Source organism: Arthrobacter sp. KNU-44 (assembly GCF_051843155.1).
GTDB lineage: Bacteria > Actinomycetota > Actinomycetes > Actinomycetales > Micrococcaceae > Arthrobacter.
Genome location: NZ_JBPXNG010000002.1, coordinates 4018647 through 4041866, shown reverse-complemented (window position 1 = coordinate 4041866; position 23220 = coordinate 4018647). Strand labels below are relative to the sequence as shown.

Below are 23220 nucleotides of genomic sequence, written 5' to 3'. Positions count from 1 at the left end.
CTACCGCTAGCGGTGCTCAAGGCCTGCTGTGGCAGCTATCGACTTTGCGAGGGTCACGTTCAATGACAGGTTCGAGGATTTCATCGATCTCCTTCAGGAGTGCCTCCTCCAGCGTCAGCCCTGCGGCCTTCGCGTTTTCCTTGATCTGCTCTGGTTTGGAGGCTCCGACGACGGCTGTGGATACGTTCGGGTTTTGAAGCACCCATGCCAAAGCGAGGGTTCCCAGCGGAATTCCTGCGCTTGCTGCCAGGGGCTGAAGGCGTTGGACCGTTGTGAGAACGTCATCGCCCAGCCACCTAGCCATCGTGTCTTTGCCTCCGTTTTGGTCGGTGGCGCGGGAACCGGCAGGTGCGCCCTTCCCTGGTGAATATTTGCCGGTCAGCACTCCTTGGGCAAGCGGGGACCAAACGATCTGGCTTATCCCGAGCTCTTCGCAGGCCGGGATGATTTCTGGTTCAACAACCCTCCACAGCATGTTGTACTGGGGTTGGTTGGAGACCAGCTCGATGTTGAGTTCCTTGGCCAAGGCGGCTGCTGACCGGATCTCATCCACCGTCCATTCGGAGACGCCGATGTAGTGGGCCTTCCCCGCGCGCACGATGTCAGCAAAAGCCTGCATCGTTTCTTCAAGGGGTGTTTCATAATCGAACCGGTGGGCCTGGTACAGGTCTACGTAGTCGGTTTTGAGCCTGCGGAGACTTCCATGGACAGCCTCCATGATGTGCTTTCGAGAGAGTCCACGATCGTTCTTTCCGGGCCCGGTGGGGAAATACACCTTGGTAAAGATCTCCACGCTTTCACGCCGGACCCCGGAAAGCGCCAAACCGAGGGCGGCTTCTGCACGCGTCTCGGCGTAGGCATCGGCGGTGTCGAAGGTGCTGATACCTGCGTCGAGCGCAGCATGCACGCACTGCGCTGCGGCGTCGTCCTCGATTTGCGATCCGTGCGTTAGCCAGTTGCCGTAGGCGATCTCGCTGACATACATGCCGCTCCGGCCAAGTTTTCTGTATTCCAAGGATTTCCTTCGTGGTTGTTGGTCCCGTTCAGTTCTTGATTACGCGGTTGGAAAGAAGACGTCCTTCATCTCGTTCCAGGCTTCCGCCCTGACGAAGACAGGAACGCGGTTCAGCGGCGCGGATACCTCGACCGTTCGCTGGCCTGCGTATTTTTCCCCCGTCCAGGCGTCGACCCAGTTGCCGTCTGGAAGGTACGCCGTCCAGGTGCGGACCGCCTCATCGGTGACGGGAACAACAAGTAGGTCCTCACCGAGCATCCATTGCAAGGGGTGCTTCCATACCTCTTCGTCTTTGATGTGGTCAAAGTACAGCGGGCGCATGAGGGGGGCTCCGGTATCGATAGCCTTCCGCGCTTGCTCAGCCAGGTAAGGAACGAGGCGTTCGCGCAGTTCGACGAGTTCACGGAAGACCGGGATGACAGTCTGATCTCCGGTTCTTTCCTGAATGTTCCAGGGAGTGCGATCCCTCGATGGCTTCCGGTGGTGGTTGAACTCGGAGTGATACTGCATGATGGGCACGAATACTGCTGCGGCGGCTGACCGCAGGTATAGTTCCGCGCTCGGGACGTCGCCGGAGAAGCCGGCGAAGTCCCAGCCCCAGTACAAGACTCCGCATGCTGATGCGGATAGTCCGGCAAACAAGGACCAACGGAATGCATCCCATGTGGAATTCTCGTCCCCGGCCCAGAATGCCCCGTGTCCCTGGGAACCGGTGAATCCGGCGCGGCTGAAGGTGACCGGGGCCTTGCCTGCGGATTCAAGCAATTCGCCATAAGCCCTTGAATAGGCCACCGGGAAGAGATTGTTTCCTTCGTCTCCACGCATTCCGTTCAGGTACTGGAGTTCTTCGCCCCAGGCGTGTTCCCCGCCGTCGGTCTTGAATCCGTCGATGCCGATTTCTTCGACGAGATAGCGTCGCTTCTCCGTCCACCAGCGGGCGGCTTCCGGATCGGTCAGGTCCGGCATCAGGCTGAGCGGGAACCACCACCCTCGGTTACGGTATGGACGCAGGCTGCCGTCCGGGGCCTCCTCACGGATGAGCCGACCGTCACGAATCGCCGCCTCCGCGTCGAATCGGGCCTGTCCTTGTGGGTGTGGTCGCATTTTGATCAGCGGAATCTGCCACAGAACCACCCGGATGTCCCGGGCATGAAGGTCATCGACCATGGCCTTCGGATCCGGCCAGGCACTATGCTCCGGGAAGGTGAAGTCGCTGAGACGGTGCGGTGAACCATCGGGATTCGGTTCGTATTCAGCGTCGCGGAATGCCGTGAACGTAGACTCGTCGCTCCACGCCTCGACGACGACGGACCCGACCGGAATCCCGGTGTCCCGGTGCCGATCCATCTGTCGCATGACTTCTGCCTGGGTATTCCACTCGTTTCCGCTCGCCCAGAGCTTGAACACCCAGTCCGGAAGCTCCTTGGCGCTGCCGGCGACAGACAGGAAGGACTTCAGGACCGCCGTCGGAGTTCCTTCGAAGAACCTCACGTTCAGAAGAGTGTCCCCGTTCAGGGGTTCGGGGCCGACTTCGGCTTCAATGACGAGGCGGTTTTCGTCGGAGGCGCCGATGTCGTACCAGGTCCGCCTGGAAGTTTCGACGTGAAATCCCCAGCCGCCTCCGCCTACTACATGGGCGAAAGGCATGGGTAAGTAAGTTCTCCGCTTCGCTCCTTGGCTCTTGTATTGCTCGAAAACGACCGCGTCCAGCTTGGACCCCCGGTGGTCGAGGGCATCAAAACGTTCTCCAAAGCCGGTGACACGCTCGTTCAAGGCCAACGGGAGTGCGAAACGAACACGCAAAGGCCGGACACCGTCATGCAACACCTCGACGGAGTCGGCGATCACGCGGTCACCCCCAATGACGTTAACTGCCTGGCTGGCGGCCGCCCAGGTGGCGGCACTATAGCTAAACCAGTGCGTCTTTTGAGTTCCCCCACTTCGGGTCTGCGCCGTGAATCGGTACTTGTATGTTGTCTGGGGCTCCGCCGGCGCGAGGGTTACCTGCCAGCCGCTGGCCGAACGTGCGAGTTTGGCTTGGGCGGATGCCAGGTGGCCGCCGTCGATCACCTGTCCGCGGGATGCTGCCGGTACTCGTTCGAGGGTTTGGATCAATTTCGTGACAGCGCCGTCGCGACCGGTGACTTCGAGTTCGCAGATAACGTCGGTCAGTTCCGGGGAGGTTCGCACGCCCAAGGTGACGGGCTCCCCCGCTGCAGGATGGGACGGGCTGCGCTGATCGGTGTCGTCCACATACGGGTGGCCGGAACCGAATGGCTTGTGGCGGATCATTTAGCGCTCTCTTTCGCTGTTGGAGCCGGAGTCAGATCGGCGGTGTCGTACGGGAGGCCGAGGGCGATGGCGAGACGGATGAACATGGCGTGGCTCCACAGCAGCGGACTTGCCGAGGAACCCCAGCGCTCGTTCCAAGGTTGAAGATGATCGGGGTCAAGAAGGTGATGGTCGACCTGTTCGGGAAGTTCGTCGTTTGCGCCGGCGGTCGACGCGGCCCATTCCAGGAGCTCATGGGCTCGGGTCCTGTTTCCGGAAGCGGCATGGGCCAGGCCTAGGAAGCAACTAAGCAACGGCCATTGGCCACCGCCGTAGTAGGTGTCAGCAAGATACCGGTGAACTCCGTTGTCGACGGTGAGCTGCTCCTCGATGACCGCGATGGTCCCTGCGCTCAAGGGACCATGCGGGGACAGGAAGTTCATCGGAGCAATCAGCGAGACGAGACTAGCGTCTACCGTGTCTGTTCCCAGCCATTTCGTGAGATGGGCGTCCTGGACACCTTCGTCTTGGACGCGACGGCGGATCTGGTGCGCGGTCGAGGCGGCCCGTTCTGAGAGTGACTCCTCGATCAGCCCGCTTTGGGCGATGCTGGCCAATCCGGAGGCGATGCAACCCAAAGTGCTCACGTGCACGTGCTGGGCCGACTCTTCCCACCAGTCATAGCAGGGCCGTTGCCAGGAGACAGAAAGATAGTCGACTGTGAGGTCAATGGCCTCAGCCCAGCGTGCGAGTGGCCGGTCATGGCGGGCGCTATGCTCAGCCAAGGCCCAAAGCCATGTACCGTATCCGTCGAGCTGGAAATCCCACCAGTCATCGCTTCCTTCGGCCCCGTCGAGAGTGAAACGCGTGGGAAGCATTTGGTCGCCGGCAACCGGCCTGCCGGCAAGGCTTTCAGCCACGATACGGCGGATCCTTCCCGTACGGGAAGTCAAGGCGTTCGAGCACCAGTCGAAGAACCGTTCGGCGGATTCGATGTGCCCGGCGGCGGACATGGCGTCAGCGATATATGAGCCGTCGCGGAACCAGCAGTACCCGGCGTAGGCGGAAAACGACGGGCTTGCGGGGTAGGCGCCACCAGGGGTCTGCTGTTCCAGGATGAGCCGGATGCCGGCCTGGACTATCGAACGGACCGCGGGATCTCCGTTGCGCATTACCGTTGAACCTTGCTTTGATTTGTCGATCATTGGCTTCTCTTTCAGATGGTGAGCGGGTCGCCGTGCCGCCAGCAGCTCACGGTGTTACCGCGGCCCGCTCACCGGCCTTGTTCGGGCGATGCCCGGTTATTTCAGCAGAGCGTTGATTCGGTCCGCGGCGCCCTTCAGGGCATCGGCCGCGCTGGAGCGCTTCGCTTCGACTTCGCCAAGAGCATTGGTGATGATGTCGACCATTTTCTGCTGGTTGTCGCCGATGACCGGCGGGAGGGCGACGTTGTCAAGGGCGTCGAAAATGGCCTTGCGGTTTGCCGGCTTGTCTTTTGCGAGATACGGCTTCAGGACTGAGTCATCGGAGGTGGCGGGAAGTTCCCATCCTGCGCTGATGCGGGTCTGTGCCATGACGTCTGAGCTGGTCATGTATTCGGCCCATTTCTGGGCTGCGGCCTTGTTCTTCGAGTTGGCAGAAACACCAATGGCATTGGAGAACTCCGCACTTGCCTTCTGCGTGTCTCCGGGTTCGACGGCGATATCCCAGCTTTTGGGTGAATCGGCGAAGCTGCTGGCCACCCAGATGCCGCTGTGGAGCATGCCAAGTTTGCCGTCCTTGAACAGTTTCGTGTCGACGTCCGGGGTCCCGGCGCCTTGGGCGGGTGTGGGCATGGTGGTTCCGCTCTTCCCTGCCAGCCATTCGGCCGCTTTGATGCCTTGGGGCGAGTTGAAGGCGACCGATTTGCCGTCGTCATTGAGGAATTTGCCGCCGGTTTGGGCCAGTGCCTTGTAGAACTCGTAGAAGCTCACGTTCTGGAAGTCTCCATAGACACCCGCGGCGCTGTCAGTGATCTTCTTCGCGGCGGCCGTTTCATCAGCCCAGGTCCAGCTGGAAGTCGGGTAGGCGACCTTGGCGGAGTCGAAGAGTCCCTTGTTGTAGTAGAGGACCACGTCGGAGAAGGAACTGGGCAGTGCGTACTGCTTGCCGTCTGACTGGTAGGACTGCAGCAAGGACTGCTTGTATTTGGAACCGTCAACTCCCTCCAGAGGTGCGACGGCCCCATTGGCCACGTAGGAACGAAGGTTCGCGTACTCAATGTCGAAAGTATCGGCTTGGGTCCCGGCGGCCAGGTCTGTCTGGAGCGCCGTGGCGTAGTCCTTGTAGGGCAACGTAGTGACTTGGACTGTGATGTTCGGGTTGGCCTTCTCGAAGGCCTGAACGATGGTGTCCAGGTTCTTTTCATTGCCTCCGTTCGAGGTGAAGTTTGAGTATTTGATGGTTACTTTTTCGGTGCTTGCAACATTTGAGCTTGCCGCCGTTCCACAGCCTGACATGGCCAGGATTGCGGTGAGAGCTAGACCCAGCGATGCCAGGGGCTTCTTGTTCATGTGTATCTCCATTGATAGGTGAGGAAACTGGCCGATCCGGTCTATTTGAGTCCGGTGCCCGCAACCCCTTGGATGATGTACTTCTGGGTGAAGATATAGAGGGCGAGCATTGGCAGGACGCTGACCACTGATCCGGCCATCACGATGTCCCACTGGGTGGTGTACTGGCCTTGCAGTCCTGCCAACGCCACGGGAAGGGTTTTCATTGCGGGAGTGCGCAGGATAATCAGCGGCCAAAGGAAGCTGTTCCAGCTGTTAAGGAACGCGAACACCGTCAATGTGGCCAGCGCCGGACGAACCAAGGGCAGAACAATGAGGCCGAAGATCCGGAAGTGGCCAGCCCCATCCAATGTCGCGGCCTGGTCCAGGTCCTGCGGCACGGAATTCATTGCCTGCCGTAGCAGGAACACCCCGAAGGCGCTGGCGATCCCCGGCAACAGCACGCCTAGATAGGTATCGATAAGGCCCAGACTTTTCATCTCCACAAACAACGGGACGACCAGCACCTGCATCGGGATCATCATGGTGGCCAGATACACCGCGAATACTGCATTGCGCACCTTGAACGGCATCCTGGAAAAGACATAGGCAGCCAGTGAGCTGGTGACAAGCTGGAACACCGTCGTGAGGATGGCAAGGATCAGGCTGTTGAGCACGATCTGCGCAAACGGGAGCCGTTGGAGCAACTGAGCGTAGGCGGACAGTGAAGGATTCTCCGGGATAAGTTGAGGCGTCGCGGAGAGGCCTGCGCCGGGGCTGATGGACGTTACGAACGCCCAAAGAAAAGGGAAGACCATCATGAGTGCGCCAACGAGGACGAGGATGTTCAGGGTGATCGAGGGACGCTGCTTACGCATAGTGGACCCATTTCTTTTGACCGCGCACCTGAATCAGAGTGATGACCAGGATGAAAAGGAACAGCAGCCATGACAGGGCCGATGCTTCGCCGGCCCTGCCGTAGCGGAACGTGAGGTCGTAAATCTGCTCGACCACCACCTGCGAAGAGTTGTTGGGACCGCCTCCGGTCATGGCATAGACCTGGTCAAAGACCTGGAATCCGTTGATCAGCGACAACACAATGACAAAGAAGGTCGAGGGGGAAAGCATGGGAAGCGTAATACTGAACAGCCGCCTCCACCGGCCGGCGCCGTCGACGGTCGCGGCCTCATACAAGTCCTCCGGAATGGCCTGGAGGCCAGCCAGCAGAATCACCATGACAAAGCCAAGGTCCTTCCACGCCGAAGCCACAATGATCGAAGGCATGGACCATGCCGGATCTGTCCACCACCCCGGCCCTGTCACCCCGATGAGTCCAAGCAGCCAGTTGACGATTCCCGTGCTGGGATTCAGTAGCCAACGCCAGACCAGTGCAACGACTATCCAGCTGGTCACCACGGGGAGGAAGTAAAGGCCGCGCATCATGCTGCGTCCCTTGATCCTGGAATTGAGCGCAAGCGCTATGGCCAGCCCCCCGATGTACACAAGCGGCAGGTATCCGACGATGTAGTAGATGGTGTGCAGGAAGGCGCCCTGCGTGCCCGGGTCGCCGATGAGCTTGCCGTAGTTCCCGAGGCCTACCCATTTCATCGGGCCGACTAGATTCCATTGGTTCAGGCTGATCCAAAACGCGGAAAACATGGGAATGATGGTGAAGAACAAGAGTGGCAACGCGCTGGGGATGAGGAACGCTGCGACAGTCAGCCCGTATTTGAGACGCGGGCCGGTGGCTTTGCGCCGAATCCCGGGTCCCCGGTAGCGCTTCGTAGTTGCCGTGGGTCCGGGATTGCCGGACCTCGAGTCTTGTAGTGCGGTCACAATCCTCCGACCTCCGCCGGTACGTGGGTGAGCCGGGCACGAACCTGTCTCCCCTGCTCACCTGAGCTTTCTTCGCTGTAGAAGGGCGCAGACGCGACGAGCGCGGCTGCTCCGCGCGCCCAGGCCTCGTCGTCCCAGGACTCGACGATCACGGGGATGCTCCGGCGGTCCGCCGTCAGGGCACCCCGGAAAGATCGCTCGAATTCTGCTGCCCAGTGGCGCCATGCGCGGGTTCCTTCCCCGCTGACAATGACAATCTCCGGATCCAGGATCTGCACGAGACCAGCGACGATTCGACCCAGAGGCTGACCGGCTTCCCGGAAGATATCTTGGGCGAGGGGGTCGCCGTCGTTTGCGCGCTCTTGCAGATCCGCCATGGTGGCGGACGACGAAATGATTCCGGATTGCCGTGCCTGCGCGACGAGTGTCTTTTCCCCGATCAGAGCCTCAATGCATCCGTGGTTGCCGCAGGTGCAAAGAGGTCCATCCGCCACTGCCGGTATGTGACCGATTTCGCCGGCACCGCCCCTGCTGCCGCGCACGACGGCGCCGCCGGTGACAAATCCCGCACCGACGCCTTCGCCGATCGTCACCACCAGAAACTCGGCATGCTCGCGGCCTGACCCATAGAGCCGTTCGGCCACAGCGAGGGCGTTGACATTGTTTTCCACCAGGACCGGAACATGGAGTTCCCGGCTCAGAACCGCTCCAAGCGGTACCTGCCGCCACCCGAGGAGGCTTGAATCAACAACACCACTACCCTGTGCGTCCACCGATCCGGGAACACCGACACCTATTCCCAGAAGAGGGGTGACACGGTCTTCGCCCACGAATGAATGGACGAGTGAGACGACGTCGGAAAGCGAGGTGATCGAGGAAGCGTCGTATGCCCTGTTGTCTGACCGGACTACATGCCCGCTAAGTTCCGTTTCAACGAAGGCGACGTGGTCTTTCGAGATCTTCATGCCCACCACGCGCCCGGCGGCGGTGGCCAGGCCCAGCATCCGGGCAGGACGCCCGCCGTTTGAGGGAGACATTGACAGCTCCCTCACGAGGCCATCCGCGATGAGCTCTTTGATGAGCTGGGTCATCAAAGCCGGGGAGACGCCAAGTGCCCTTGCCAAGTCAGCCCGGGAAGCGCCTCCGGAGGTGCCAAGAAATGCTAGGATCGCAGACCGCGTAACGTCAGCGTTGCCGCTCGGCCGAACCATTGTATTCTCCTTTATTTATGACTAAATGAAGATTAGAACTATGATGTAGCTCACGTCAAGGGGTCTCTCAAACTCAAAGACTGCATCCTGAACCGGGCAGAAGATTCCCTCGTGCGGAGCAGCGCGCGCTCTTCTGTGATCCGAGCCGCTTTCTAGGGCGACTATCTCGTAACCGGCGGATCCGGGCGCCAGGTGCGTCTGCCTATTTGGCCAACCATCCGACGCGTCGCCGACTAGCCTCCGTTCCCACAAAAATTGCGAAATGTAGGTCCATTGGAAGTTCTTCCAACAGGGAATCAGCGGACTTCCGCAGGGCACTCATAGCCGAGTTCCTCGAGTGAAAGAAGCACCACCTCCGGCTGGAAAGAGTAGATGGTCCAGTCGAGGTAGTTGTCGCCTTGGATGGCTATTCCGTCGGCGTGCTCCCCCGGACGGTATCCATGCCGCCGACCATATCTCGGTGAACGCCTGTCCCGAGGACGAGTGTCTTCCCGAAGATCAGGTCCGGCCGAGAAGCTGCTGGTAGAGCGCGCGGGTCCTCGGGCCGGGCGAGACACCTAGCTGGTCGCGCAGAAGGTCCAGTGCGACGTGCCGGCGGGCGGCCCGGAGCGCACCGGCGAGTTCGGCGCCACCGATGCCAAGCTCGGCGGCGGCGTAGCATTCCAGTGCCCGCAGCCGGACCTCAGCGAGCTGATTGCCGGTCTGGTCGATCCAATCGGCATCCTCACCAGGCAGGAATCCGCGTTCGGCGACGAACAAGGCGACCAGAACCGGACCCCAGGCGCGGGCCCAGTCCTGCTGAGCCACGGCAGACTCGGCTCGGTGTATTGCCTCCACGGCAGCTTCGAGGTCAATCCACGCGTCGGGAACGCGCAGAGTGTGGACATGCTCATCGAACCCATCTGGCTGGAAAATCACCTCTACGATCCTGCGGTCCGCGTCGTCGAAGTGGATGTTTCCGCGACCGCCTACAACCAATGGCACATCGACGGCGCCGTGCTGTGGAACATCTATACCGACCTCAAAGACGGCCGGTATCGCCCGGTCGGCAGAGAAACCTTCGAACGGCTGTTGGCCCGATCCGGCATAGGCCCGGCCACGACGGTCGTGTGCTACGGCTACGCCCCGGCGCTCGGCTACTGGCTGCTCAAGCTGTACGGACACGCCGATGTCCGCATCCTCAACTGCTCCTGCGACGCCTGGCGCTTCGAAGGACATCCCTACGGCACGTCGCCGATCCGCGTGGAAGAGTCTCCATACCAGCTCACCGAACGGAACCAGAGGCTGTTCGCCGACATGCCGGCGGTGCGGCAGGCCATCGGGCGCCCTGGAACAACGATTCTGGATGTCCGTTCCGAGCCCGAGTACGCCGGTGAGCGGTTCTGGCCCTCCGGTGGAATGGAACCGGGAGGGCGCGCCGGACACATCCCGACGGCGGTCCACCGGCCCCTCGGCGATCTCTACGACCAGAAAGGCGCCTTCCTCCCGGTCGACGAGCTACGCCAGGCGATGCACGTGACCGAACTTGAGGAAAACGACGAGCTGATCACCTACTGCACCGTCGGGGGCCGCGCGGCCACCGCGTGGTACGTTCTCACCGAAATTCTCGGACGGGAGGGAGCCCGGGTCTACGACGGATCCTGGGCCGAATGGGGTCTTAGCCTCGACACCCCGGTCGAGACACAACATGCTTCAGGACCGCCGGTCGAGGTCGATTAGGGCCGCCTAAGCCGTGTCAACCTCGGTGATTCGAGAAACAACGCCCGCCGCTAGCCGTGACGTGGCTCGGCATACTCCTAGACTGACACCATGGACACGACAATCCCCGAGTACGGCCGCCTGCGCAGCGCCATCACCGAATGCCTGAGCGCCCACGACCTACTCGGAGTCATGGACCGCGGAGCGCCGGAGACCCAGTACGACCCAGAGATGGAAGACTTTGCGGCGCTGATAACCGCCGGCACGCCTATCACCCCGGCGGTCGTAGCCACAGTCTGGCACAAATGGTTCGGCGACAGTTTCGGGAATATCGATGGCGAACCGGAGCCACCCACCCCGGGAATGGTGGCCTTGGCCACTGATTTGCAGACCGTCCAGAGCGGCTTCCTGCAGTACTAGCCGGTTATCCGATCAGAGATCGCGCCGGCCCCGGACGAAACACTCGGCCTACTCACCATCTGTTAACGCGGTCGCCGCCAATTCCCGGTCACATTCGCATCGTAATGGCCCGACCGCGGGCTAGCTTCCGATCTCAGCCACAACGCACGAAGCGGCCCTGCACGATTTGCCGTGCAGGGCCGCTTAGTTGCAGCCAGTTGGAAGACTTCCACCAACTGGCTGGTGCGCTTCTTTTAATGGAAGTGACAGCTCACACAAAAACTAGAACTCCCAGTCCTCATCCTCGGTATTAACAGCCTTGCCAATGACGTAAGACGACCCGGATCCAGAGAAGAAGTCGTGGTTCTCGTCAGCGTTAGGAGACAGCGCCGACAGGATGGCCGGGTTCACGTCGGTGACAGAGGCCGGGAACATGGCCTCGTAGCCCAGGTTCATGAGGGCCTTGTTGGCGTTGTAGTGCAGGAACTTCTTGACGTCTTCGGCCAGGCCCACGCCGTCGTAGAGGTCGTGCGTGTACTGGACTTCGTTTTCGTACAGCTCGAAGAGCAGCTCGAAGGTGTAGTCCTTGATTTCCTGGCGCTTCTCCTCGGAGACCTTCTCCAGGCCCTTCTGGAACTTGTAGCCGATGTAGTAGCCGTGGACGGCTTCGTCGCGGATGATCAAGCGGATGAGGTCTGCCGTGTTCGTGAGCTTGGCACGGGAAGACCAGTACATCGGAAGGTAGAAGCCGGAGTAGAACAGGAACGATTCCAGCAGCGTGGAAGCGACCTTGCGCTTGAGGGGATCGTCGCCCTGGTAGTAGTCCATGACGATTTGCGCCTTCTTCTGCAGGTTCTCGTTCTCGAGGGACCAGCGGAAGGCGTCGTCGATCTCCTTGGTGGAGCACAGGGTCGAGAAAATCGACGAATACGACTTCGCGTGCACAGACTCCATGAAGGCGATGTTCGTGTAGACGGCCTCTTCGTGCGGGGTGATCGCGTCCGGGATCAGGGAAACAGCGCCAACCGTGCCCTGGATGGTGTCCAGCAGGGTCAGGCCCGTGAATACGCGCATGGTGAGTTGCTGCTCGTCCGGCGTCAGGGTGTGCCAGGACTGGACGTCGTTGGACAGCGGCACCTTCTCCGGCAGCCAGAAGTTGTTGACCAGGCGGTTCCAGACCTCCACGTCCTTGTCATCCTGGATGCGGTTCCAGTTGATCGCTTCGACGTGGCTAAGCAGCTTGACCTTTTCGGTCATTTCGTCCCCTTAACGTATGTGTTCTTTAAGGTAAGCGTACGACGCCGGGCGCTCACCCGGCGTCGTGCTCTTCAGTTTTAAGGCGCGGCGGCTGCCGCAAATAAACAACCGTTATCGGTTACAGCATGCAGGAAACGCAGCCCTCAACTTCGGTCCCTTCCAGCGCGAGCTGGCGGAGGCGAATGTAGTAGAGCGTCTTGATGCCCTTGCGCCATGCGTAGATCTGCGCCTTGTTGATGTCACGCGTGGTGGCGGTGTCCTTGAAGAACAGCGTCAGGGACAGGCCCTGGTCCACGTGCTGCGTGGCGGCAGCGTAGGTGTCGATGATCTTCTCGTAGCCGATCTCGTACGCGTCCTGGTAGTACTCCAGGTTGTCGTTGTCGAGGTAGGGAGCCGGGTAGTAGACGCGGCCGATCTTGCCTTCCTTGCGGATTTCGATCTTGGCGGCCACCGGGTGGATCGACGACGTCGAGTTGTTGATGTAGCTGATGGAACCGGTGGGCGGCACGGCCTGCAGGTTCTGGTTGTAGATGCCGTGCTCCATAACGGAAGCCTTCAGCTCGCGCCAGTCGTCCTGCGTCGGAATGTGGATGCCGGCGAAGAGCTCGCTGACGCGCTCAGTCTCCGGGGTCCATTCCTGCTCGGTGTACTTGTTGAAGAACTCGCCGCTCGCGTACGTGGAGTTCTCGAAGCCGGCGAAGGGCTGACCGGTCTCGATGGCCAGCTTGTTCGAAGCGCGGAGAGCGTGGAACAGCACCGTGTAGAAGTAGATGTTGGTGAAGTCCAGGCCCTCTTCGGAACCGTAGTGGACGTGCTCACGGGCAAGGTAGCCGTGCAGGTTCATCTGGCCAAGGCCGATGGCGTGGCTCTGGGCGTTGCCCTGTGCGATGGACGGCACCGAGTTGATGTAGGACATGTCCGACACCGCGCTGAGGGCGCGGATGGACGTCTCGATCGACAGGCCGAAGTCCGGGGAGTCCATGGTCTTGGCGATGTTCATCGAACCAAGGTTGCAGGAGATGTCCTTGCCCACCGTCTCGTAGCTGAGGTCCTCGGCGTAGATGGAAGGCGTGGAAACCTGCAGGATCTCCGAGCACAGGTTGCTCATGGTGATCTTGCCCGCGATCGGGTTGGCCCGGTTTACGGTGTCCTCGAACATGATGTACGGGTAGCCGGACTCGAACTGGATCTCCGCGAGTGTCTGGAAGAACTCGCGGGCGCTGATCTTGGTCTTCTTGATCCGGGAGTCGTCCACCATCTCGTAGTACTTCTCGGTGACCGAGATGTCGGAGAAGGGGACGCCGTAGACGCGTTCGACGTCGTACGGGGAGAAGAGGTACATGTCCTCGTTCTTCCTGGCCAGTTCGAACGTGATGTCCGGGACCACGACGCCGAGGGACAGCGTCTTGATGCGGATCTTCTCGTCGGCGTTTTCACGCTTGGTGTCCAGGAAGCGGTAGATGTCCGGGTGGTGGGCGTGCAGGTACACGGCCCCCGCACCCTGGCGGGCACCGAGCTGGTTGGCGTAGGAGAAGCTGTCTTCGAGGAGCTTCATGACCGGGATGACACCGGAGGACTGGTTCTCGATCTGCTTGATCGGGGCGCCGTGCTCGCGGATGTTGGTCAGCGAGAGGGCCACGCCACCGCCGCGCTTGGACAGCTGCAGCGCCGAGTTGATGCCGCGGGCGATCGATTCCATGTTGTCTTCGATGCGCAACAGGAAGCAGGAGACCAGCTCGCCGCGCTGGGCCTTGCCGGCATTGAGGAACGTGGGGGTGGCGGGCTGGAAGCGGCCGTCGATGATCTCGTCGACGAGGCGGCTTGCCAGTTCTTCGTTGCCGCGGGCAAGGTGCAGGGCAACCATGCAGACACGGTCTTCGTAGCGCTCCAGGAAGCGCTTGCCGTCGAACGTCTTGAGCGTGTACGAGGTGTAGAACTTGAAGGCGCCGAGGAAGGTCTCGAAGCGGAACTTCTTCTTATAGGCGCGGTTGAAGAGTTCACGGATGAAGTTCATCGTGTACTGATCTAGGGTTTCGCGCTCGTAGTACTGGTTCTTGACCAGGTAGTCCAGCTTCTCTTCCAGGTCGTGGAAGAAGACGGTGTTGTTGTTCACGTGCTGCAGGAAGTACTGGTGCGCGGCCTCGCGGTCGGCTTCGAACTGGATCTCTCCGTTCGGACCATAGAGGTTCAACATCGCGTTGAGCTCATGGTAGCCAAGGCCCTTGTAGGCCTCCGGCAATGGCTTCTTGACCTTGGCGGTGTCCATAGCGCCCTTGGTTACTTCTGTATCTGCGACAGTCGTGTCCAAAACTTTTCCAGCCCTTCGTTGACCCTTTGGACGTCTTCAGGCGTCCCCATGAGTTCAAATTTGTAGAGATGCGGGACCTTGCACTTGGCGGCGATAATGTCTGCCGCCATGCAGTAGTTTTCCGCGAAGTTGGTGTTTCCTGCTCCGATGACGCCGCGGATCAGTTCCCTGTTCTGCGGGTTGTTCAGAAACCTGATGACTTGCTTGGGCACCGATCCTTCGCCATTCGTGCCGCCATACGTGGGCAACACCAGGACGAAGGGTTCCAGCGCGAGCAGCGGCGCGTCCTTGGCATGGAGCGGAATGCGTGCCGCGTCGACGCCGAGCTTCTGGACGAAGCGCTTGGTGTTCTCAGATGTGGAGGAAAAGTAGATGAGGTGACTCCGCGTGCTGACAGCTTCAGCCATTTCTTGAGCAGGAGCTGTTGCCAGCGCTGCCATGGGAGTCACCTCGACTACATTGGAATACTTTGTTGTTGTGGCGGAGTCTTGAAAACTAGGCCACCGAAGCGGCAGCCAGTGCCAGCTCTTCGATCTTGTCCGGACGGAATCCTGACCAGTGGTCCTGCTCGGTCACCACGACGGGGGCCTGCATGTATCCAAGGGCCTTCAGGCGCTCAAGGGCCTCGGCATCCTGTGAGATGTCAACGCTCTGGTAGGCGATGCCCTTTTTGTCGAGTGCACGGTACGTTGCGTTGCACTGAACACAGGCCGGCTTCGTGTAAACCGTAACAGTCATGGTCCCTGTCCCCTTTGTTGAAGTCTTTGCTCTTCGTTCGGCAGGCCCCGACCGGAACTGATTCCGACTCCGATACTGGCCCGCTGGCCGCCTGGGCGGCCAAACTATCCTATTCACGTCTTGCATTCATGTCTTGTGCTGGTTTCCCGCTCAATCCGTAAATCGATACTACATGTAGTGCAAGCGCCTCGGCGGAACCCCAAGATGATGTATTACAAGTATGTCATTTTACGCACCGGTAGTCCACAGGCAAGGGAGCTAAAAATGTCCGGGAATCCGCCAAATCCGGAGACGTAATCCACACCCTGTGGACTACTTAGCCACATTTAATCGCCAGCGTGTCGCTTGGATCCCGGCGTGTCGCGGCATCCTGCAAACACGGTTTCGTGGCGCCGGGCCGACCCAGCAACAGCAACAGCGGAGACCGAATTCACACAGCTATGCTTGCTTCCACGGTCTTTCGGCCGGCACCGAGCCTAAGGATCACTGATGGTCAACCTTCTCCACCTGCGGACGCTGCTTGAAGTCACGCGGCTCGGTTCCTTCGCGTCAGCCGCCGCGCGGCTCGGCTACACCGCATCAGCCGTCTCCCAACAGATGGCAGCGCTGGAGCGGGACACCGGCGTCGAACTCTTCCACCGTTCCGCCCGAAGCGTGGTTCCCACCGAAGCCGCCCTCACCATGGTGCGCCATGCCTCCAAGGTGCTCACCGACGTCGAGACCCTCCTGGCGGCCGCCTCACGGAGCACGGACTCCCCCGTCCAGGAACTTCGGCTTGGCATTTTCCCCAGCCTGGCAACCTACATCCTCCCGGACATCCTCCGGAACCCGCGCTGGAAGAATCTTGGCATTGAACTCCGCGTATGGGTGGCCGAACCTTCGCAGACCATCCAGGGGCTGCGCACCGGCGGCGAACTGGACCTGGCGCTGGTGTACCAAGTGGGCCAGTCCGGGCTCGCGTGGCCCCACACCTTGGACCGGCAATGGATCGGCGACGACGATTTCAGGGTGGTGCTCCCCGGGTCGTGGGGCATCCGGGAGGACGCCGAAATGCAGGCATCGCAACTCTCGGACATGCCTTGGATCATGCACCATCCGGGCACCAGCGACGCCGTGGTGATCGAGCGCCTCTTCGCCAGTTGCAATCTGCACCCGCGCGTCGTGGCCTACAGCGATGACTTCCACGCCAGCCTCGAGATGGCGGCAGCGGGGCTCGGCGCCGCGCTGGTGCCGGAACTCGCGCTGCGGCACCGGCCGCCCGGCGTCGTGGTTCTCGATGTTCCGGACATCCGGCTCGCCCGCAACGTGTTCGCACTGCTCCTCAACGAGAAGCGCACGGCGCAGGTGCAGCTGTTCACGGAATTGCTGGCCGACACGCTTCGCGGGAGCACCGCAACGGTCCGGGCGCGCAGCGCCGCGACGATGCCCAAAACGACTCAAAAGTCAACGCCTAAACCCCGTACCTGAAATCTTCCAGGATGCTGGAACAGGCCGCTTGTTTGGGACTATCTTGAAGACATGAGCAAGGTAGCGAGCAAACATTTTGGGGAGATCGAGCTCAACCACGGGCGGGAGCACTGTTACGTGGCTTCGCACGAGCTCGCCGGAAATCCCCTCGAACTGGACCTGAACGTCACGGCGCATGACCACTTCGACGAGAAGGCACTCCACAAGGTGGACTACCGCCTGGGCTACCTCCCCGAGTTGGTGGACCAGGTCCGGGACATGATCGCCGAGGAGCTGGACCAGGACGGCACCAACTCCCAGCAGTTCCTCCACTTCCACTCCAACCAGCTCAAGGAAGAGCAACTGGAGGCGGTGTTCGGCGTCCGCGACAAGACGCAGCTCACCAAGGACGTCTTCCTCAGGGCCCTCAAACTAGGTCATGTAGCGATCTACCCCGGCCAGCCGGAGCGCTATTTCGTGCTTGACTTCACCTTGGGCTCGCACTTCACCGACGAGCTCCTGGTGGTCGCGGCAGATGAGGACGGCGTTGTGGACGACGAGATCCTCTGGGAGTCCTGACGCAGAGTTAAAACGACGTCGGCCGGTCACCTTTCGAGGTGACCGGCCGACGCCCTTTGTACTACGTGATGCCTACTTGGCTGCTTCCAGCAGTCCGGCGCGGACCGTCTTGGTGGCCTTGACCAGGTTGCGCAGGGACTCTTCGGTCTCGGCGTAGCCACGGGTCTTCAGGCCGCAGTCCGGGTTGACCCAGAGCTGGCGGGACGGAACGTGCTTGACGGCGGTGGACAGGAGCTCGGTGACTTCTGCCTCGCCCGGAACACGCGGCGAGTGGATGTCGTAAACGCCAGGACCAACGCCACGGCCGAAGTGGTGCGCCTCGAGGTCGTGGACAACCTCCATGCGTGAACGTGCTGCTTCGATGGACGTGACGTCGGCGTCGAGGCCGTCGATCGCGTCAATGATCACACCGAACTCCGAGTAGCAGAGGTGGGTGTGGATCTGGGTGGCATCGGCGGCACCGGCGGTAGCCAGGCGGAAGGAGTCAACCGACCACTTCAAGTAAGCGGCGTGGTCAGCCTTGCGCAGCGGCAGGAGTTCGCGCAGTGCGGGCTCGTCCACCTGGATGACCTTGATGCCGGCAGCTTCGAGATCGGCGATTTCGTCACGCAGCGCCAGTCCGACCTGGTTGGCGGTCTCGCCGAGCGGCTGGTCGTCGCGGACGAAGGACCAGGCCAGGATGGTGACCGGACCGGTGAGCATGCCCTTCATCGGCTTGCTGGTGAGGGACTGCGCGTATTCGGCCCACGCAACCGTGATGGGAGCCGAACGGGTGACATCGCCCCAGAGGATGGACGGACGGGTGCAGCGGGAGCCGTAAGACTGGACCCAGCCGTGAACCGTCACGTCGAAGCCTTCGAGGTTCTCGGCGAAGTACTGGACCATATCGTTGCGCTCGGGCTCGCCGTGCACCAGGACGTCGTAGCCGAGCTCTTCCTGCAGCTCGACGACGCGCTTGATCTCGTCCTTCATGAGCTGCTCGTACTGCTCGTTGCTCAGCTCGCCCTTGTTGTTGCGGGCGCGGGCGGAGCGGATTTCCGAGGTCTGCGGGAAGGAACCGATGGTGGTGGTGGGCAGCGGCGGCAGGTGCAGCGCTGCTTCCTGGGCGGCTTCGCGGACCGAGTATTCGGAGCGGTTGAAGTCGGCCTCGGTGAGGGCAGCGGTGCGGGCACGCACGTCGGCGCGCTGGACGCCTTCGGCGGTGGCGCGGGAGGCGATCACAGCGGAAGCTTCGTCGATGGCGGCCTTCGCGGAAGCCGGGTTGGCCAGGTAGTCCGCGAGGACCTTTACCTCGACGGCCTTCTGGTCAGCGAATGCGAGCCAGCTGCGGAGCTGCGCGGAGAGCTGGGTCTCCTCGGCAGTGTCGTGCGGAACGTGCTGGGTGGAAGTGGAGGTGCTGACGGCAAGCTTGCCGGCAGCGGCCTTCAATTCGTCCAGCTTGGCGGCCGAGACGGCGAGGTCGTTGCGCCAGATGTTGTGGCCGTCGACGACGCCGGCAACAAGGGTCTTGTTGCCCAGGCCCGCCAGGGCCGCTGCAGACGGAACCGCGCCCTTGAAGACGTCGACGTGCAGGGCGTCGATGTTGGTCGCGGCAAGGGTGCCGAGCTGGCCGTCGAGTGAACCGTACGGGGTGGAGACGAAGAGCTGCGGGCGCGCTGAGGCACCTGCGAGCACTTCGTACGCACGGGCGGTGGCGGCCTGGATTTCCGCGGCCGGGGTGTCCTGGTCGACAACGAGGGCGGGCTCGTCCAACTGGATCCAGCTGGCGCCTGCAGCGGCGAGCTTGCCGAGAAGTTCGACGTAGACCGGGAGGATGTCCTCGAGGCGGGACAGCGGAGCGAAGCCCGCAGGGGCGTCGTCGGAAGCCTTGGAAAGCAGCAAGTAGGTGACCGGTCCGACGATGTACGGGCGGGTCTCGATGCCGTTGGCCAAGGCGAACTCGAATTCCTCGACGATGCGGTTGGAGGCGAGCTTGAAGTCGGTCTCCGGGCCGATTTCCGGCACGAGGTAGTGGTAGTTGGTGTCGAACCACTTGGTCATTTCCAGCGGCTGCTGTTCCTTGTTGCCGCGCGCCAAGGTGAAGTAGCCATCGATGTCGAGCTGGCCTTCGGCGTTGAGCAGCTGGCCGAAACGGGCCGGGACGGCGCCCAAGTGAGCCGTTGCGTCAAGTACCTGGTCGTAGAAGGAGAAGGTGCCCGGAACGGCGGCGGCTTCGTTGAGGCCGAGTTCCTGGAGCCGCTTCGCGGTGGTCAGCTGGATGTCCTTGGCGGCGGCGTCAAGGGCGGCGGCGTCGATCTTGCCGGCCCAGTAGGCTTCGACGGCCTTCTTGAGTTCGCGACGGCGGCCGATGCGCGGGTAGCCGAGCAGGGATGCTGCGGGGAACTGGGTGGTGTTCTGTTCAGTCATGGGATTTCCTTGGGGCAGTAGGTGCAAATCGATGTGTCTAGGGGTTTGCGGAGCAGCGTTGGCTGATCAGCTGACGAGTTCTTGCCGGCGGGCAATGGCGCTGAGCCTGCTGGCAGGCCGGGCCGGCCGGGGCAAGGCAAGCTTGTCCAGCACGTCCAGGGCGCAGGCGTGCTCGTTGAAGGTGTACAGGTGGATGCCCGGAGCACCGGCTTGGAGGGCGGCATTGGCCAGATCCACGGTGGCGCGGACTCCGATCTTGCGCCGTTCGGCGTCGCTGTCCGCCGCGGCAAGGCGGTCGATCAGCTCCGGTGCCGGTTCGACGCCGGTGAGCTCGCCGAGTCGCTTGAGCCGGCGAAGGCTCGTCAGCGGCATGACGCCCGGAATAATCGGGATCGTGACGCCCGCACGTCGGGCACGGGAGATCAGGTCCGCATATTGCTCGGTGTGGAAGAAGACCTGTGTGATGGCGAAGTCGGCGCCCGAGCGCTGCTTCGCGAGCAGCACCTCGACGTCGTGCTCCACGCTCGGGGACTCAGGGTGGCGGGTGGGATAGGCGGCCACGCCGACGGCGATCTTGCCAGCGCACAGGAGGGCCGAACGTCGCTGTTCCACGCGGCGGATCAGTTCGATCAGGTCCTGGGCGTAGCGCAGCGAACCGTTGACCGGCTGTCCGCTGTCCTTAGGGAGGTCGCCACGCAGCGCAAGGATGCCGCGCACGCCGTTGTCCAGAAGCTCGCCGATGATCTCGGCCAATTCCTCCGGGGTGTTTCCGACGCAGGTCAGGTGGGCCAATGGCCGCAGGGTCGTTTCGAGCAGGAGCCGGTTGATGAGCTCGACGGCGGTGTCCCGGTTGGATCCACTGGCGCCGTAGGTCACGGAGACGAAGTCGGGGTCAGTGGCCTCGAGCTCGCCGATGGTCGTCCAGAGGGACTCCGCGGCCGCTGGAGAGCGGGGAGGGAAAAGTTCGTAGGACAGGGCAACGGGAGCCGCGCCGGTCAAGTTCGGATGAGTGTCGATGAGGCTTGGTGGTGACATTTGCGTCCTTGGCTGTGTGTCAGCGGGCCTGCGTTCACGGACTTGAAAACCAGGTCCGTGGACTGCAGAATCGGTGAATTGAGTTTGGGGATACACGCAACGAACTCCAGCAGGGCGCAGCCGCGACTGTTACGCCTGGAATGAAGTTGTCCGTGTGCAAATGTCAGGCCCACATGGGGGCACCCACACCCTCCTGCCTGCCTTCAAGAGGCAGATCCGGCGGAGGATCGCTGACACGTTACCGCGGTAACTTGAATACGACTCTAGATCGAGGCCCCGGGCGCCACAAATCCCCCACCGAATTAAGACGCACTTTTACGCTACGTTTCGACTGATTTCTGAAGATTGTTCGTTTTCGCATCTGGCAGGGTTGAGCCGCAAACAGTACGCCACGGAGAACCCCGTCGCGAGCCCTCCCCATGACGGTCCTGCAGGACTATTCTTTTGCCATGATCCAGCTTCCAGCCAGTTATCAGGAATACCTCGACGGCAAGGACGAGCGGTTCATCCAAACCGTCCGCCCCATCTTGATGCAATCGGCCGCGGACAAGCTTCACGGTGTGCGCGTACTTTACAACCGTGGCCTTACAGGCCATCAAGCGCATCTGGATGATTCCATCCCGTACGGCACCATCGTGGAGGACATCGACTGAGTCCCGGCTGCTGAGTGCCGGCCGTCGGCTGATCAGCCCTTCATCGCGCCGGAAAGCGCAAACGCGCTGCCGGAGCCCCTGGCAACCAGGGTGTAGAGGATAAGCACCGGGACCGAATACAAGATGGAGAACGCCGCAAGTTCTCCGTAAGCAATGGCTCCGTGCTGGCCAAAGAAGCTGAAGACGGACACCGCGGCTGGCTGCTTTGAGGTAGACAACAACAGGATGAACGGGACGAAGAAGTTCCCCCATGCCTGGATGAAGACGAAGATGAACACCACGCCCAGCCCTTGCCTCATCAGGGGCACCACGATTCTCCGCAGTGTGGCCAGTCCCGAGGCGCCGTCCATCCAGGCAGCTTCCTCGAGCTCAAGCGGGACGGAGTCCATGAAGTTCTTTGTCATCCAAATGGCCATGGGCAACGTGGTGGTTGCCATGAAGAAGATGGTTGCCGGCATCGAGTCCAGCAATTGCAGCTGCACGAACAGACCATAGACCGGCACCATGATCGCCGTGACCGGGAGCGACGTGCCGAACAGGATCGCGTACAGGAACGGCTTGTTGAATCGCGATTGGTAGCGGGACAGCGGATAGGCAGCGAGCACTGCGACCGCCAGATTCACGACGGCGGTTCCGGCGGAGAGCACGAAGCTGTTCATGAGTGGCTGGAAGAGCAGCCCTGGCGTCAGTACGGCTGCAAAATTAGCGAGCGACGCCGATTGCGGCCACCGCGTCTCGTAGCCGGCGTGCGGATCAACGGAAGCAAGAAGCAACCACGCAAGGGGTAGCACAAAACACAGCCCGATCACGGCCAAAGCCGCATTGGCAGCCAGGCGGATCCGGAGCCGTCCCCCGGCCACCGCCGTCGGGCGCTTCCCGGCGAGCAAAGGCGCACGGGGCAGGGAGGTCACGTTTTCGCTCCGCGGATCAACCTGACGTACACGGCACCGAAGACCATGCCGATCAGGATCAATACTGAAGCGATCGCGGTGCCGTAGCCGATGTCTCCGAGCTTGAAGGCTTCCTGGTACGCGAGCACGGGCAAGGTGGTGCTCTCGTTCGAGGGACCACCCGCCGTCATCACCCAGATCAGGGTGAATACCGCGAGCGTCTGGAGGGTGATCAGCATGAGGTTGGTGGCGATGCTACCGCGGATGATCGGAAGGGTGATCAAGGCCAGACGTTGCCAACCCCTTGCCCCGTCCATGAGGGCGGCTTCGGAAACGTCGCGCGGGACCTGGGAGAGCGCCGCCCTGTAGACCAGCATCGAGAACGCGGTGCCGCGCCAGACATTTGCCAGGATGATGGCGGCCATCGGAAAGGCATAGAGCCAGTTGGTGCCCTGGACACCGAACATTCCCAAGAGCTGGTTGAGCGTGCCGTCCTGGCTGAAGTACGCGTAGGCCGCGAAGGCCGCGACGATCTCCGGCAGTATCCACGAGGCGACCACCACCGTGCCCACCAGCGACGCCGTCGCTCCCCCGGACCTGGTCATCAACAAGGCAATGACCAAGCCGAGGGCGTTCTGTCCGAGGATCGCCGAGACGGCCACGAAGACAACCGTCAGCCATGCCGAGAGCGGGAAGACGGAATCCGTCAGCATCCGGGCATAGTTGTCCAGGCCGACCCATTCGGGGTTCAGCGCAGCCTTGCCGGACAATGCGGCGTTGGTGAAGGAGGAGTAGAAGGACCACGCCACGGGCGCCAACATGAAGAGGGCCAATAGCAGGATTGACGGCACTACCGGCAGCAAGCGGAGCCCGCGACGCAGAGACCTTCCGATCGGGGGTCTGCGCCGCAGGGAACCGCGGCTGAGGGAATCAGGGACTGCCATGCG

Annotated in this window: 21 protein-coding genes and 1 pseudogene; 5 read left to right on the top strand and 17 right to left on the bottom strand. The window is 61.6% G+C overall.

The features are described from left to right. Positions 1-16: 16 nt before the first annotated feature. The 9 genes and pseudogenes from ACSVHC_RS19980 to ACSVHC_RS19940 all read right to left on the bottom strand — a co-directional run bounded on the left by ACSVHC_RS19980 (position 17) and on the right by ACSVHC_RS19940 (position 9782). A complete protein-coding gene (locus ACSVHC_RS19980) occupies positions 17-1015 on the bottom strand; it encodes an aldo/keto reductase family protein (RefSeq protein ID WP_437770339.1) in 999 nt (332 codons plus the stop codon). 39 nt (positions 1016-1054) lie between these two features. Continuing rightward, entirely contained in the window at positions 1055-3307 is a 2253-nt protein-coding gene (locus ACSVHC_RS19975) for a glycoside hydrolase family 31 protein (RefSeq protein ID WP_437770340.1), read from the bottom strand. Next, positions 3304-4491 carry a glycoside hydrolase family 15 protein gene (locus tag ACSVHC_RS19970; protein ID WP_437770341.1) on the bottom strand — a complete coding sequence of 396 codons (1188 nt, stop codon included), beginning with the start codon at positions 4489-4491 and terminating at the stop codon, positions 3304-3306. The genes ACSVHC_RS19975 and ACSVHC_RS19970 overlap by 4 nt, the downstream gene beginning before the upstream one ends. A 96-nt stretch (positions 4492-4587) precedes the next feature. Then, the gene (locus tag ACSVHC_RS19965) at positions 4588-5838 is read right to left on the bottom strand and encodes an ABC transporter substrate-binding protein (protein ID WP_437770342.1); all 1251 of its coding nucleotides are present in this window, start codon (positions 5836-5838) and stop codon (positions 4588-4590) included. 41 nt (positions 5839-5879) lie between these two features. Next, positions 5880-6695: a carbohydrate ABC transporter permease gene (locus ACSVHC_RS19960; RefSeq protein ID WP_437770343.1), complete on the bottom strand. Its 816-nt coding sequence runs from the start codon at positions 6693-6695 to the stop codon at positions 5880-5882. Beyond that, positions 6688-7653, bottom strand: a complete 966-nt coding sequence (locus ACSVHC_RS19955) for a carbohydrate ABC transporter permease (protein WP_437770344.1) — start codon at positions 7651-7653, stop codon at positions 6688-6690. Before ACSVHC_RS19955 ends, ACSVHC_RS19960 begins: the two co-directional genes overlap by 8 nt. Continuing rightward, positions 7650-8690: an ROK family protein gene (locus tag ACSVHC_RS19950; RefSeq protein ID WP_437774032.1), complete on the bottom strand. Its 1041-nt coding sequence runs from the start codon at positions 8688-8690 to the stop codon at positions 7650-7652. The genes ACSVHC_RS19955 and ACSVHC_RS19950 overlap by 4 nt, the downstream gene beginning before the upstream one ends. A gap of 21 nt (positions 8691-8711) precedes the next feature. Next, positions 8712-8864, bottom strand: a pseudogene (locus ACSVHC_RS19945) (MarR family transcriptional regulator); the annotation flags it as partial. A 498-nt stretch (positions 8865-9362) separates the two neighbouring features. Next, a complete protein-coding gene (locus tag ACSVHC_RS19940) occupies positions 9363-9782 on the bottom strand; it encodes a hypothetical protein (RefSeq protein WP_437770345.1) in 420 nt (139 codons plus the stop codon). Between ACSVHC_RS19940 and ACSVHC_RS19935 the strand changes: the two genes are divergently transcribed. Together ACSVHC_RS19935 and ACSVHC_RS19930 are read left to right on the top strand one after the other, a co-directional pair. Then, positions 9750-10583 (top strand): sulfurtransferase, encoded by an 834-nt coding sequence (locus ACSVHC_RS19935; RefSeq protein WP_437770346.1) that lies wholly within the window; start codon positions 9750-9752, stop codon positions 10581-10583. The genes ACSVHC_RS19940 and ACSVHC_RS19935 overlap by 33 nt on opposite strands. Positions 10584-10673: 90 nt before the next feature. Continuing rightward, on the top strand, positions 10674-10982 hold the full coding sequence (locus ACSVHC_RS19930) for a hypothetical protein (protein ID WP_437770347.1): 309 nt from the start codon (positions 10674-10676) through the stop codon (positions 10980-10982). Between the two features lie 261 nt (positions 10983-11243). Here ACSVHC_RS19930 and nrdF read toward each other — a convergent pair whose 3' ends face one another. The 4 genes from nrdF to nrdH all read right to left on the bottom strand — a co-directional run bounded on the left by nrdF (position 11244) and on the right by nrdH (position 15264). Next, on the bottom strand, positions 11244-12218 hold the full coding sequence (gene nrdF, locus ACSVHC_RS19925) for a class 1b ribonucleoside-diphosphate reductase subunit beta (protein ID WP_059389329.1): 975 nt from the start codon (positions 12216-12218) through the stop codon (positions 11244-11246). A gap of 118 nt (positions 12219-12336) precedes the next feature. After that, positions 12337-14484: a class 1b ribonucleoside-diphosphate reductase subunit alpha gene (gene nrdE / locus ACSVHC_RS19920; RefSeq protein WP_437770348.1), complete on the bottom strand. Its 2148-nt coding sequence runs from the start codon at positions 14482-14484 to the stop codon at positions 12337-12339. Positions 14485-14495: 11 nt separating this feature from the next. Then, positions 14496-14966, bottom strand: a complete 471-nt coding sequence (nrdI, locus tag ACSVHC_RS19915; RefSeq protein ID WP_437770349.1) for a class Ib ribonucleoside-diphosphate reductase assembly flavoprotein NrdI — start codon at positions 14964-14966, stop codon at positions 14496-14498. Between the two features lie 55 nt (positions 14967-15021). Then, a complete protein-coding gene (gene nrdH, locus ACSVHC_RS19910; protein WP_028267421.1) occupies positions 15022-15264 on the bottom strand; it encodes a glutaredoxin-like protein NrdH in 243 nt (80 codons plus the stop codon). A gap of 489 nt (positions 15265-15753) precedes the next feature. Here nrdH and ACSVHC_RS19905 point away from each other — a divergent pair, with 489 nt between their 5' ends. Both ACSVHC_RS19905 and ACSVHC_RS19900 read left to right on the top strand, forming a co-directional pair. Continuing rightward, on the top strand, positions 15754-16731 hold the full coding sequence (locus ACSVHC_RS19905) for a LysR family transcriptional regulator (RefSeq protein WP_437770350.1): 978 nt from the start codon (positions 15754-15756) through the stop codon (positions 16729-16731). 51 nt (positions 16732-16782) lie between these two features. After that, on the top strand, positions 16783-17289 hold the full coding sequence (locus tag ACSVHC_RS19900) for a DUF2004 domain-containing protein (RefSeq protein WP_236811282.1): 507 nt from the start codon (positions 16783-16785) through the stop codon (positions 17287-17289). Between the two features lie 72 nt (positions 17290-17361). On the opposite strand, the gene metE is transcribed toward ACSVHC_RS19900, so the two are convergent. Next, positions 17362-19695 carry a 5-methyltetrahydropteroyltriglutamate--homocysteine S-methyltransferase gene (metE, locus tag ACSVHC_RS19895; protein WP_437770351.1) on the bottom strand — a complete coding sequence of 778 codons (2334 nt, stop codon included), beginning with the start codon at positions 19693-19695 and terminating at the stop codon, positions 17362-17364. 66 nt (positions 19696-19761) lie between these two features. Beyond that, a complete protein-coding gene (locus tag ACSVHC_RS19890) occupies positions 19762-20730 on the bottom strand; it encodes a methylenetetrahydrofolate reductase (protein ID WP_345452188.1) in 969 nt (322 codons plus the stop codon). A gap of 449 nt (positions 20731-21179) precedes the next feature. On the opposite strand from ACSVHC_RS19890, the gene ACSVHC_RS19885 reads away from it, so the two are divergent. Further along, positions 21180-21383 (top strand): hypothetical protein, encoded by a 204-nt coding sequence (locus ACSVHC_RS19885; RefSeq protein ID WP_113990700.1) that lies wholly within the window; start codon positions 21180-21182, stop codon positions 21381-21383. Between the two features lie 32 nt (positions 21384-21415). Here ACSVHC_RS19885 and ACSVHC_RS19880 read toward each other — a convergent pair whose 3' ends face one another. Both ACSVHC_RS19880 and ACSVHC_RS19875 read right to left on the bottom strand, forming a co-directional pair. Continuing rightward, positions 21416-22243: a carbohydrate ABC transporter permease gene (locus ACSVHC_RS19880; protein WP_437774033.1), complete on the bottom strand. Its 828-nt coding sequence runs from the start codon at positions 22241-22243 to the stop codon at positions 21416-21418. A 47-nt stretch (positions 22244-22290) separates the two neighbouring features. Further along, a complete protein-coding gene (locus ACSVHC_RS19875; protein WP_439181242.1) occupies positions 22291-23217 on the bottom strand; it encodes a carbohydrate ABC transporter permease in 927 nt (308 codons plus the stop codon). Positions 23218-23220 lie beyond the last annotated feature (3 nt).